At 39.3% G+C, this 12,309-nt stretch carries 10 protein-coding genes; 4 read left to right on the top strand and 6 right to left on the bottom strand.

The genetic code is table 11. The annotated features are described in order from the left end of the window. Positions 1-7 precede the first annotated feature (7 nt). Positions 8-625, top strand: coding sequence for an outer membrane lipoprotein chaperone LolA (gene lolA, locus HEMROJRC1_RS00980; protein WP_226691209.1), 618 nt, complete (start codon positions 8-10; stop codon positions 623-625). Between the two features lie 61 nt (positions 626-686). Further along, positions 687-2,027 (top strand): replication-associated recombination protein A, encoded by a 1,341-nt coding sequence (locus HEMROJRC1_RS00975; RefSeq protein WP_226691208.1) that lies wholly within the window; start codon positions 687-689, stop codon positions 2,025-2,027. 230 nt (positions 2,028-2,257) lie between these two features. Here the strand turns inward: HEMROJRC1_RS00975 and HEMROJRC1_RS00970 are convergent, their stop codons facing one another. Then, complete coding sequence (locus tag HEMROJRC1_RS00970) at positions 2,258-2,698, bottom strand: ester cyclase (RefSeq protein ID WP_226691207.1); 441 nt, start codon at positions 2,696-2,698, stop codon at positions 2,258-2,260. A gap of 177 nt (positions 2,699-2,875) precedes the next feature. On the opposite strand from HEMROJRC1_RS00970, the gene HEMROJRC1_RS00965 reads away from it, so the two are divergent. After that, on the top strand, positions 2,876-4,051 hold the full coding sequence (locus HEMROJRC1_RS00965) for a multidrug effflux MFS transporter (RefSeq protein WP_226692899.1): 1,176 nt from the start codon (positions 2,876-2,878) through the stop codon (positions 4,049-4,051). A gap of 241 nt (positions 4,052-4,292) precedes the next feature. Here the strand turns inward: HEMROJRC1_RS00965 and HEMROJRC1_RS00960 are convergent, their stop codons facing one another. From HEMROJRC1_RS00960 to HEMROJRC1_RS00950, 3 genes are all read right to left on the bottom strand, one after another. Next, the gene (locus HEMROJRC1_RS00960; protein ID WP_226691206.1) at positions 4,293-6,053 is read right to left on the bottom strand and encodes an ABC transporter ATP-binding protein/permease; all 1,761 of its coding nucleotides are present in this window, start codon (positions 6,051-6,053) and stop codon (positions 4,293-4,295) included. A 56-nt stretch (positions 6,054-6,109) separates the two neighbouring features. Further along, complete coding sequence (locus tag HEMROJRC1_RS00955; RefSeq protein WP_226691205.1) at positions 6,110-8,272, bottom strand: TonB-dependent siderophore receptor; 2,163 nt, start codon at positions 8,270-8,272, stop codon at positions 6,110-6,112. Between the two features lie 189 nt (positions 8,273-8,461). Next, positions 8,462-9,856: an MATE family efflux transporter gene (locus tag HEMROJRC1_RS00950; protein ID WP_226691204.1), complete on the bottom strand. Its 1,395-nt coding sequence runs from the start codon at positions 9,854-9,856 to the stop codon at positions 8,462-8,464. Positions 9,857-9,900: 44 nt separating this feature from the next. On the opposite strand from HEMROJRC1_RS00950, the gene HEMROJRC1_RS00945 reads away from it, so the two are divergent. Continuing rightward, positions 9,901-10,512, top strand: coding sequence for a riboflavin synthase subunit alpha (locus HEMROJRC1_RS00945; RefSeq protein ID WP_226691203.1), 612 nt, complete (start codon positions 9,901-9,903; stop codon positions 10,510-10,512). A gap of 221 nt (positions 10,513-10,733) precedes the next feature. Here the strand turns inward: HEMROJRC1_RS00945 and HEMROJRC1_RS00940 are convergent, their stop codons facing one another. Continuing rightward, entirely contained in the window at positions 10,734-11,330 is a 597-nt protein-coding gene (locus tag HEMROJRC1_RS00940) for a ferric reductase-like transmembrane domain-containing protein (protein WP_226691202.1), read from the bottom strand. Next, a complete protein-coding gene (gene msrP, locus HEMROJRC1_RS00935; RefSeq protein ID WP_226691201.1) occupies positions 11,330-12,283 on the bottom strand; it encodes a protein-methionine-sulfoxide reductase catalytic subunit MsrP in 954 nt (317 codons plus the stop codon). Before msrP ends, HEMROJRC1_RS00940 begins: the two co-directional genes overlap by 1 nt. Positions 12,284-12,309 lie beyond the last annotated feature (26 nt).

The following is a 12,309-nucleotide window of genomic DNA, read 5'->3' as shown; positions in this document are numbered from 1 at the left end:
AAAGTGAATGAAAAAAACATACTTAAAATTGACCGCACTTGCGTTGATGGGGTTTAGCAATATAGTGCTTGCAGATGCAGCGAGTGAATTACAAACCCGTTTAAGCCAAGTGAACGTACTAAGTGCGGATTTTTCCCAAACCGTTACTTCGGGCGATGGGCAAAATGTGCAACAGGGCAGTGGTAAAATTCAAATCAAACGCCCGAACTTATTTCGAATGGATACAAAATCACCGCAAGAAACACAGATTATCGCCGATGGCAAAACCCTTTGGTATTACGATCCTTTCGTACAACAAGTGACGGCACAATGGGTGAAAGATGCGGTTAATAATACGCCTTTTGTATTATTAACTAGTGATGATAAAAGCCATTGGAATCAATATTCGGTAACACAGCAGGCAGATACTTTTATCCTCAAACCCAAATCGGATAAAAGCAATATTAGACAATTTGATATTCGTGTGGATTCAAACGGCGTATTGAGAAACTTTAGCACCACCGAAAAAGACGGACAAACCAATCTGTATGTCTTGCGTAATATCACCAATCAAGGATTAGAAAATAGCTTATTTAAATTTACCGTACCAAAAGGCGTGGAGTTGGATGACCAACGTAAAAAATAATGATAAGGGCGTAGCGATTACGCCCTCAATTTTTTCCCTTGAATTTTATAGGAAATGAAGAATGGCTAACCTTGATTTTGATTTTTCAGAGAATGATTTTCAACCGCTTGCCGCAAGAATGCGTCCGACAAATCTTGATCAATATTTCGGACAATCTCATCTTGTCGGTGAAGGAAAACCGTTACGTAAGGCTATTCAAATCGGTCATATTCATTCTATGATTTTCTGGGGTCCGCCGGGAACGGGAAAAACGACCTTAGCCGAAATTATCGCAAATCGTATCAATGCCGATGTTGAACGTATTTCTGCAGTAACGGGGGGAATTAAAGAAATCCGTGAAGCGATAGAACGGGCAAAACAAAATCGTCTTGCGGGTCGTAAAACGATTTTATTTATTGATGAAGTACATCGTTTCAACAAAAGTCAGCAAGATGCTTTTTTACCTCACATTGAGGACGGCACAATTATTTTTATTGGCGCAACCACAGAAAATCCTTCCTTTGAACTCAATAATGCGCTACTTTCACGTGCCCGTGTTTATGTGTTGAAATCCCTTACGATTGAAGAAATTGAACGGATTTTACAGCAGGCTATTCAAGATTCTGAACGGGGTTTAGGCAAAGAGCGGTTGATTTTAGAAGAGGATTTATTAAGGGTATTGGCAGAATATGTGAATGGTGATGCACGGCTTGCTTTGAATTGCCTTGAATTGATGACAGATATGGCTGATGAGACGGAAAACGGAAAAAAAATTGACCGCACTTTATTAAAAGAAGTGTTAGGAGAACGCCAAGCCCGTTTTGATAAACAAGGTGATCGTTTCTATGATCTCATTTCTGCATTACATAAATCCGTACGTGGGTCTGCACCGGATGCCGCATTATATTGGTATGCACGTATTTTAACGGCAGGCGGTGATCCGCTTTATGTAGCAAGACGACTTTTAGCTATTGCTTCTGAAGATGTGGGAAACGCCGATCCACGAGCAATGCAGGTGGCACTTGCTGCTTGGGATTGTTTTACCCGAGTAGGGGCATACGAGGGAGAGCGAGCCATTGCGCAAGCGATAATTTATCTTGCGGTTGCACCAAAAAGCAATGCCGTTTATACCGCTTTCAATACCGCAAAACAGCAGGCAAAATCTTTACCGGATTATGATGTTCCCTTACATTTACGTAATGCACCGACCAGTCTGATGAAAGAATTGGGCTATGGTTCGGAATATCGCTATGCGCATGATGAGCCGAATGCCTATGCAGCCGGTGAAAATTATTTCCCGGAAGAATTAAAAAATACGCAATATTATTTTCCAACCAATCGGGGAATGGAGATTCAGATTAAAGAAAAGTTGGAGCGTTTGCGGGAACAAGACAAAAGTGCGGTTAAAAAACGCTATGAATAGCCGTAAATTTATCTTGCAAGCAAGGGATAATGAGACAAAATCTGTCTGTATAATAAATATGCATCAGTTGTACGGTGCTGTTAGGCGAAGCCGTAACGCACCGATAGGTGAAATGGTGCGTTACGCAAAGCTAACGCACCCTACCCAAATTAAATATTGGATATAAAATTCTCTTTGTGCAACTGCTACATAATAATACAAAAATGCGTGGGAATTGCCACGCATTTTTGTTAGAACATACTACGTCCGCTTTCTGTTTTTTCCGGTACGCTTTGAATGACATCCCAGTGTTCTACGATTTTCCCATCTTTATCAAAACGGAAAATATCGACGACAGCCTCACCACGATCTTTATCATCTAATTGACTGTGTACGTGCAAAGCTACCAAATCGCCCTCAGCCAACACACGTTTTACCGTTGCTTTTGATTTCGGATGCGCTTTTAAGAAAGGTGCAAAAGCATCAATAAAGGCTTGTTTGCCGTCAGCTACGGTTGGATTATGTTGAAGATATTCTTTACCAATGTACTTATCACTCGCTTCTTGCAATTTATGTTGATTGAATACCATCTCGTAAAAATCAAGTGCCACAGCCTTATTTTGTTCGGGAGTTGTTGCAAAAATACTTTTTGAAAGAGCGAAAAGTGCGGTCGCTAAAATGACTTTTTTCATAAAATTTCCTTTATATGAGGTAAAAACGCAGGGATTATAACAAAATAATATCTCAATACTAGGCGCAAATTGGAAACGGACTTTTTCTTATTATGAAATAATAATAGGCTGAAATTGATTGAAGGGATTGAATTGATCCGTATAATTAGTCGGCTTGTTTTCTTTGGAATAAATATGATGACAAAAACAAATTTAAAAGCTTTTTTAGTTGTTTTACTCGGCGTACTTTCGGCATTTGGTCCTTTCGTGGTAGATCTCTACTTGCCTTCTTTACCGCAATTAGCAACTTTTTTTGAAACAACGGCAGCAATGACACAATTAACCCTTACCACCGCAATGATTGGTTTGGCGGTAGGGCAGCTGGTGTTAGGCCCGATTAGCGATAAATTCGGGCGTAAAAAACCGCTTATTATTTCTTTGATTGTTTATATTATCAGCACGGTTTTGATTATATTTTCACCTAATATTGAAACAATGATTGCCCTCCGTATTATTCAGGGATTGTCTTCAGCGGGGAGTGTAGTGATTTCCCGTGCGGTAGCAACGGATCTTTATCGCGGACGAGAAATGACACGTTTTTTCGGCTTATTAATGACAATTAACGGTATGGCGCCGATTGTTTCGCCGATTTTGGGAAGTCTTTTACTTGAATATATTAGTTGGAAAGGCGTATTTATTTTCCTTGCATTAATCGGTGTGGTTGTACTTGTTTTTTGTTTCCGTTTGAAAGAAAGTTTAAAAGAAGAAAATCGCTTAACGGGTTCCATCCTTTCCACTTTCTCTACCTTTGGCATTATTATCAAAAATCGCTTATTTATGAGCTATGTCGGTATTGAAAGCTTTTTACTTGGTGCAATGTTCGCTTATATTGCCGCCTCTCCCTTTGTTTTACAAAGTTTTTATGGATTGAGTGCTTTTGCCTTCAGCCTCTGTTTTGGTGCGAATGGTGCTGCATTGGTATTGGGGGCGAATGTGGGAGGAAAACTCTCAAATCAAACCGCACTTTCTATCGGTGTATTCGGTTTTTTTGCTGCAGCGATTTATACCATCGCCGTATTATTGAGCCAACCTTATTGGCTTTTTGTGGAAGTAGGATTCTTTTTGATGCTGCTCTTAATGGGATTAACCTTCCCGGCAATTTCTTCTCTTGCGATGGAAAGTGAACGCCAATATGCCGGCAGCGCTTCTGCCTTATTAGGTTTTGCCCCTTTCTTTTTAGGCGGTGTGGTTTCACCTTTAGTGGGAATCGGTGATATTTTTTACTCGACAGCGGTTGTTATTTTCGTCTGCGGTTTACTGGGAGTGGGACTTTATTTGATGATTCGGAAAAATATCACGGAATTGGTGGAATAAGGTAAATCTGTTGTGTTTAGGAGTAGGGTGTGTTAGCCGTAGGCGTAACGCACCTTTCCGTCATTCAATAAATTTCATTACGGTGCGTTACGGCTTCGCCTAACCGCACCCTTGTATATTAAAACTCTGATAAACTCGCAACAAACAACACAATGTTATCCACAGCTACGTACCATTTCATTATTAAACCTTATTAATCGGTACTGACACCTCAAAAACAATCTTAAAACTGACCGCACTTTTAAACAATACAAACTTCTAATTTCAGTTGTTTATTGTGAAATTGATGGAGAGTATTGCGATGTCCAATACTGAGGATGATCATACTTGGTAACCGTTCTTTGATGATTTGATATAGAAAATGTTCGCTTGCCTCGTCCAGTGCGGAAGTGGTTTCATCAAGGAAAACAACATCCGGTCCGGTTAGCAAAATGCGGATAAAGGCAACCCGTTGCAGTTCGCCCGGCGATAAAATCGCTTGCCAGTCATTTTCGCTATCAAGTGCGTGGAGATATTTTTCCAAGCAACAATCACGAATGATTTGTTCGAGTTCCGGATGGTGAGGATTGATATCCGGATAACAAATGGCTTCACGTAATGTGCCTTGTGGCATATAAGGGCGTTGAGGCAAGAATAAACAACCCATACAAGGGTGTTCGGCAATGCCGATGGTTTCAAAGGGATAAATGCCGGCAATGGCTTTTAGTAATGTGGTTTTTCCCGTGCCGGATGCACCTTGAATAAGTAGGGCATCCCCTCGTTCAAGTACGATATTGATGTTATTTAACAAAATGCGTCCTTGTTCATCTTTCACACCAAAATCTTTCAATGCAACACGATTGGAACATTTGTAAGGTTGGCTGATTTCTGAATTATCCAATTCGTTTAATTTTGTTATAAATCCGTAAAGACGATTTAATCGTGCTTGGTAGAGAGTAAATTCTTCATAAAATAAACGGAAGAAAGAAAGGGCGGTCATTAGTCGGTTGAACGCCTGCACGGTTTGGTGCATATCACCCAGCTTTATTTGCCCTGTGAAAAATCGCGGTGCTTGTAGCATTAAAGGTAGTAGTTTGGCAACCCGGGTTACTCCGTTATTAAAGCCGTCTAATCCGAGCATTTTCAAAACGATTGCCCAGCGGTTATGAATAATTTGAGAAAATTTATTTTTCAGTAACTTCTGTTCCTTCGGCTCGCCATGATAAAAAGCGATACTTTCCGCATTATCACGCACCCGAATTAAAGAATAACGGTAGTCGCCGTTGAGTTTTTCTTTATTAAAATTCAATTTAATCAAGGGATGTCCGATCCAAACGGACATTAGTGTGGCGGAAATAATAAATGCATAAATAAAGAATACAACACCTTTTTCTATATTTATGCCGAACAAACTCAACATTCCCGAAAGCGACCAAAGAATAATGGTAAATTCAATGGTGGTTAGAACGGAATTGATCATTCCGCGAATGATCTGTATTGTGCTGGTAATAAATTCACGGGCATCTTGTTCAATGCGCTGATCGATATTATCGGGCAAATCCCGTTCGTATTTTAGGCGATAGTATTTTTTATTTTCTAACCAGCGTTTTACCAATATTGCATTAAGACTTTCTAACCAGCGAATTTCAAATACTTGGCGCAGAAAATAATCGGCAATGGAATGAATGACCTGTACAAGCACTAAAAATGCGTTGAGTTTAGCAAAAAACCAAAATTTATCGGCGTTCAATTCTTGCATCGAACTGTACAGTCCGTTGTAAAAGAAAGAGTTAAGCACGCTAAATCTCACTTCAAGCAAAATCATAAGAAATAGTAACAGCAGTATGCCGACGATCTTGATGCGGTTTTGCTTTGTTACGGAGGGGGAAGCAATTTGCCAAAACTTTTTGCCGAAAGCGGTTTGCTTTAATACGGTTAGGATAAGAATAAAGCCGAATACCACCCAGAAAAGTGCGGTCAAAATCCAGCTTAAACTGTTATTGAGTTCGGTTTGCCAATTCATAAATTTACATAAATGAAAAAGGGCGAAAGCATTTTCGCCCTAATAAATCTAAGCGATTAAAATGAATATTCCGCTTTTACCCAATAAGTACGAGGCATACCTAACACGGCAAAGCTGCGATCATACATTCCTCGTTGAACTTGCCAGTAGTGTTTATTAAAGGCATTTTCTATGCCTGCACGGAAAGTGATCGTTTGTTTCTCATCTAATTTCACGCCATATTTCGCACCAAAATCAACCGTTGTATAGGAGGGTAAACGGTAATTCGCCCCGGTATCTTGATAGCTTTTTCCATAGTATTGAACTGCACTATTTAATGTTAAACCTTGAACAAAAGGCGTATCCCACTCAATTGCGGCTTTAGCAATCCAGCGAGGGCTGGTGACTTGAACACCGTTTACGATCGTATCGGCATAAGTCGGGAAGTCAAAAACTTTTGCTTGATTATAAGTAAAACCCAGTGATGGACGTAGCGTCCCGTCAAGAAGATTTGCATAAGCGTTAAATTCAATACCGCGATTACGTTCTTTGCCCTGTTCTTTACCGGCTCTTGCCGCTAAGGCTGTGTTCTCTCTACCGCGAATAATTCCGGGACGGCGAATTTCATAAACGCTTAATGTGGTTGTGAATTGCTCGCCCCAGTTTTTGCGAACACCTAATTCAAGTTGGCGGCTTACACGTGGGCTATTCATTTCACCGCTATCGGGATCGACATTACCCGGTTCAAGATCTTCTAAATAGTTACCATAGAAGACTAAATTCGGGTTGGGAACGTAAGCTAATGCTACCATTGGACTAACGCGATCCGCACTTACTTCTTTTCCGGTTGTTTTATTTAATTGTTTAATCCATTGGAAACGTCCACCTAATGTTAAACGAAGGGTATTATCAAAAATACCAACCGTGTCAGCAAAGGCTAAACTGCGAGCCGTAAGTTTGTTATCCACCCCTTGTTTATTCGGGGTTAAGTCAAAATTACTTGGTGATAACGCACCAAAGCTAGGGTGATAAATCGAGCCACCGGTTAGTTGTCCGTTTGCTTTTGAACTTTGATCATGGTCACGTTGGCGAACAACCTTATCAAAGGCTAAATTCCAGTTATGTAATAGAGCACCTGTTTCAAATTCACCTTGTAATGTTAAGTTGCCGCTTGTTGTGCGAGAGCGAAAATCAATACCGCGAATCCCGGTAATATTGAAATCTCCATTGGATTTAAGTTTAGTTATTTGACCGAATGAACCGGAATACTTGGATTCCATATGACCTATACCGCCCGATAGCATCATATTGTAAGGAAGATCGTATTCAAATGTCCCCATAAGAGTTTGATCTTCAGTTGTTTGACCAATCCAACGAGGGTTTAAATTCATTTTACCATTAGGTGCTTTCGGTACGCTGAAACCGAGATTTTGTATATCTTGTAAACGTGCACGCCCACCATGGGTAGCTCGTTTGGTGTACATATAATCTATGCCTACACGTAATTTATCACCACGATAATCTGCGCCAATAGCGAATTCCTTATTAAGTTCATCATAATTTTCACGTGCCGTATCACCGTCACGATATTTACCGTTGATTCGAATACCCCATTCTTTGTTTTTACCAAAACGGCGTCCAAAATCAAAGGTTTCTTCTAAACGATTGTTGCTATACCAGCCGAAACCTAATTTATTAATAGGTTCATCGGTTGCTCGTTTTGTTTCGATATTCATTGAAGCTCCGGCTGAACCTTCAGGATCCATTCCTGTTGTTGCAGTGGATGCGCCTTTGATTAATTGGGCGGATGAAACTGCGGTAGTCGGTGAATTATAAGTCGAATATAATCCTGCTAACCCATTAACGCTGACTTGACGCATATCAAGTTGTAAATTTCTTACATACAGACCTGAAAGCGTGTTGGTTTCACCGCCGAAATTCATTACTGAAGCATCGGTTTTGGAAAGGGCATCAACAACATTGCGAGGCGATTTATTTTCAAAGGCTTTTTCATCGTAGTTTACGACAGAGATAGGAGAGGTGAACGCCGTTTGACGACCAAGTAAACTTAAGTTCACGATTTCTTTTTGTTTTTCGCCGACAGCCTTCGCTTTTTCTAATTCAGCGACAACATTAACCTGATCCAGTACCACTTCAGAATCTGTGCCGGTTTCTGCTAATGCAGGAATAGAAATACCGGTAAAAAGTACGGTATAAATAACGCTGTGTTTGAACGTCATAATTGCTCTCCAAAATTTACGATAGTAAAAAAGACGCGCAAGTATACACGAAAATGAAAGCGTTACTCAATAGGAATAATTCGCATTAATCTTAAAAGTGGAGTAAAAACGACCGCACTTTACCTTCAATTTAAAAGAAAAAGCGCATAGAGATAATATGCGCTCTTGTAAGAAAATAATGCTAATAGTTTATTTGAGCTTTTCTAATCGTGCCATTAAGACTTCATCACTCAAATTTTGGTTTTTTCTCATTCGGTAAAATAATAATATTGCGGCAAAGGTAAGTGAAACCACAAAAGCAATCCAAAAGCCTTTTGCTCCGATGCTTGGCATTAGCAGATCGGTTCGTGCTAAGGTATAACCCAGCGGAACACCGATAACCCAGTAAGCAAAGAGTGTAATATAAAGAATCGTTTTGGTATCTTTATAACCACGTAACACACCTCCTACCACAACTTGAATTGTGTCGGAAAATTGGTAAATCGCCGCAAGGAGTAGTAAACCGGCAGCCATACTAATCACGGTTTTATCTGTCACAAAGATGCCTGCGATTTCATATCGAAAGAAAATTGTAATAAATGCGGTGATGACTGTAATGCTTAATCCAAGCATTAATGCTGCATATGCCATATTCTTCGCTTTTGGTGGCGAACCTGAGCCCAATGCTTGCCCGACCAGAATAGTGGTAGCCATACCGATAGACATCGGAAACATAAAAATAAAGGAACTAGTGTTCAATGCAATTTGATGACTTGCCACAATGGTTGCACCAAGTGGCGAAAGGAGCAAAGCTGTTACAGCGAAAAGTGCGACTTCACAGCAAATTGCGATGGCAATGGGTAAACCGAGTTGAAAGAGTTTTTTCAGCGTTGCGCCATTAGGTTTTTCAATAAGTTTACTGAATACCTTTAATTGACGTTCTTGACGATTAAAATAAGAATAAGCAATCATCATCAGACACATAGACCAGTTGACGATTGCCGTTGCAATACCACACCCCACCGCACCAAATGCCGGAATACCGAGTTTGCCGTAAATAAAAATATAGTTCAGCGGAATATTTATCATTAAACCGATAAAGGTAATGACCATTGCAGGCTTGGTCTTGGCAATACCATCATTTAAACAGCGAAAATTGATGAGCAGTAAATAAGCAGGTAATCCCCAAAGCATCGCATGTAAATAATCGCGGGCGATTTGTGCCATACGAGGTTCCATTTCCATAAATTGCAACACAAAATCGCTGTAATAAATAAACAACCCGAGCGGAATGCTACTTAAAAAGGCAATCCAAATTCCTTGACGAATTTGATGTGCAATACGGTGATGCTGTCCTGAACCGTTTAAATAAGAAATAGTGGGAGGCAGGGCAAGTAATAAACCATGACCGAATAACACTAAAGGGAGCCAAATTGATGCGCCGATCGAAATCGCTGCCATATCTGTGGAACTGACACGCCCGGCCATAATGGTGTCCACAAGTCCCATAGAATTCTGGGCGATTTGTGCAAGTAAAATAGGAAAGGCGATTTTAATCAATTTTTTTATATCGGCGTGATATGAGGATAAAAGACGAAAATTCATAAATTTGATATACTGTGCAAAAATTTTTTATTGAGGAAAAATCGATGTTTACCGGAATTGTTCAGGGCATTGCTCCCATTCATTCAATTACAGAAAAAGCGTATTTTAGAACACAGGTTGTAAAATTGCCACCGGAAATGCTTAAAGGGCTAGAAATTGGTGCTTCCGTAGCAAATAACGGCGTGTGCTTAACCGTAACGGAAATTAATGATGATTTGGTCAGTTTTGATTTAATGCAGGAAACCTTACGGATTACCAATCTTGGCGCATTAAAAGCCGGTGATTTTGTGAATATTGAACGAGCTATGCAAATGGGGGCAGAAATCGGCGGACACATTCTGTCCGGTCATGTGTATTGTACTGCAACGATTTCTGAAATAATTTCAACGGAAAATAATCGTCAAATTTGGTTTGAATTGCCGAATTCCGATGTAATGAAATACATTCTGAAAAAAGGTTTCGTTGCAGTGGACGGTATTAGTTTAACTATCGGTGGAGTGAGAGAAAATCAATTTTGTGTGAATTTGATTCCTGAAACCTTACAACGAACCCTTATGGGACAGCGCAAGGAAGGTGATATAGTGAATATTGAAATCGACCCGCAAACCCAAGCAATCGTGGATACGGTGGAACGTTATTTAGCGGCAAAAAGTTAAACTAAATAAAAAGTGCGGTTAAAATCGACGATGTTTTCGTGTGCCGAGTTCTGTGAATAGAGAATTCTTGTTTATTTAGAACGTTATATTAATTTTTCAAACATAAAAAATCCTTATCTATTTATTTATATTGATAAGGATTTTAATTATTTCAATGGCTTGAATTTTTTACCTCTCTTCTCATACTGAGAATTTTCGGTAAATTTATTTAATTCTTACTTTTATTTTTTATTTAAGGCCACATATTTTCGGTAACATATAATCAATAATGTACCTAAACAGAGAAGCAAGTAAATAATAGCTGTAATTTCAATATTCTTTGTTGAAAGAAGATAATGAATACAGGCTAATAAAAGAGCAAGATAAGCCAGTTTATGTAAAGTTAACCAGTGAGCTTTCATTTTATGTCGGATAAATGGAAGGTAACTTATTGTAATAAAACATAAAATAAATAAACTTAAGGCTCCTAGTATTAAATAATATCGTTGAGTAAGTTCACTATAAAAGAGTGAAATATCATACCCCAATTCTAATATAAAATAAGAGAGAATATGCAAAAAGAGGTAAAATATCGCCCATAGTCCAAGTGTGCGATGTAAGATTCTTAATTGATTTAATTTTGTAAATTCAATCACGAATCGAAAAAGAAAAACGCCAAGCAGCAGAGTAATTGCAGTAAATCCCAAAAAATGTTGAATAGTTTTACTCGGTTCTGCACCCAACTGTGTTTCATCACCTGATAGAATGAGCCAACTTAACCAAATCAATGGTGAGGCACAAATAATGTGTGTAAAAAAGCGTAATAATAAATATCGCATTAATAATTCTTCCTTAAATCTAAGCCATCATATAAATGCGCGACTTGTTCAGCGTAACCATTAAAAAGTAATGTCGGCTGACGTTTCACATTAAATAAACCGCCTGAACCAATCACCCGTTCACTGGCTTGTGACCAACGAGGATGATCTACTTGAGGATTTACATTAGCATAGAAACCATATTCGTATGGCGCGAGTTTGTTCCAAGTAGTATGTGGCATTTGCGATGTGAGCTTGATTTTTGCAATGGATTTGATACTTTTAAAACCATACTTCCAAGGCACAACCAAACGCACCGGCGCGCCGTTTTGAGGCAATAGCGTTTTGCCATATAACCCGACAGATAACAGCGTCAAAGGATGCATGGCTTCGGCAAGGGTTAGACCTTCTCTATAAGGATATTCTAACCCCCCGCCAAAAAAGCTATTTTTTTGCCCCGGGATATTGTCAGGATCATAAATCGTTTCAAATTCTACGAATTTTGCCCGGCTCGTTGGTTTAACGATGGCCAAGAGTTTATTTAATTCAAAGCCAATCCAAGGGATCACCATTGACCATGCTTCAACACAACGGAAACGGTAAATTCGTTCTTCTAAAGGGAAACGAGTGAGTAAATCATTCATATCTAATACGATTGGCTTTTCGACTTCACCTGTAATTTCTACTTTCCAAGGCTCGATTTTTAAGCTATCCGCATAATGGGAAGGGGATTCTTTTGGTACGCCAAACTCATAAAAATTGTTATAGGTTGTTACCTTATTTTCAGGGGTAAGCGTTAATTGATCGTTTTTATCCTTTTTAAAGGATAATGCCGTGCGTGAGTCGTGTGTTTTGCTCAATCCGATGGAAGGAAAAGCAGCAGCGGCACTGAGAACTCCCATTGATTGAATGATTTTTCTACGTTGATAGAAAAGATTTTCTGGGGTAATATCGTTTTCGGTTAATTTTTTCATTTTTAACTCCTATCCATCCCTGCTGC

This window comes from Rodentibacter sp. JRC1 (assembly GCF_020521555.1).
Classification (GTDB): Bacteria; Pseudomonadota; Gammaproteobacteria; order Enterobacterales; family Pasteurellaceae; genus Rodentibacter; species Rodentibacter abscessus.
Note: the sequence above shows the minus strand (reverse complement) of the source record. Positions and strands in the feature narration are given on the sequence as shown.

Bases quoted from the DNA above. Each gene is read 5' to 3' on its own strand.
- lolA (WP_226691209.1), top strand. From the start codon at position 8: ATGAAAAAAACATACTTAAAATTGACCGCACTTGCGTTGATGGGGTTT.
- HEMROJRC1_RS00975 (WP_226691208.1), top strand. From the start codon at position 687: ATGGCTAACCTTGATTTTGATTTTTCAGAGAATGATTTTCAACCGCTT.
- HEMROJRC1_RS00970 (WP_226691207.1), bottom strand. From the start codon at position 2,698: ATGAAAAAAGTCATTTTAGCGACCGCACTTTTCGCTCTTTCAAAAAGT.
- HEMROJRC1_RS00965 (WP_226692899.1), top strand. From the start codon at position 2,876: ATGACAAAAACAAATTTAAAAGCTTTTTTAGTTGTTTTACTCGGCGTA.
- HEMROJRC1_RS00960 (WP_226691206.1), bottom strand. From the start codon at position 6,053: ATGAATTGGCAAACCGAACTCAATAACAGTTTAAGCTGGATTTTGACC.
- HEMROJRC1_RS00955 (WP_226691205.1), bottom strand. From the start codon at position 8,272: ATGACGTTCAAACACAGCGTTATTTATACCGTACTTTTTACCGGTATT.
- HEMROJRC1_RS00950 (WP_226691204.1), bottom strand. From the start codon at position 9,856: ATGAATTTTCGTCTTTTATCCTCATATCACGCCGATATAAAAAAATTG.
- HEMROJRC1_RS00945 (WP_226691203.1), top strand. From the start codon at position 9,901: ATGTTTACCGGAATTGTTCAGGGCATTGCTCCCATTCATTCAATTACA.
- HEMROJRC1_RS00940 (WP_226691202.1), bottom strand. From the start codon at position 11,330: ATGCGATATTTATTATTACGCTTTTTTACACACATTATTTGTGCCTCA.
- msrP (WP_226691201.1), bottom strand. From the start codon at position 12,283: ATGAAAAAATTAACCGAAAACGATATTACCCCAGAAAATCTTTTCTAT.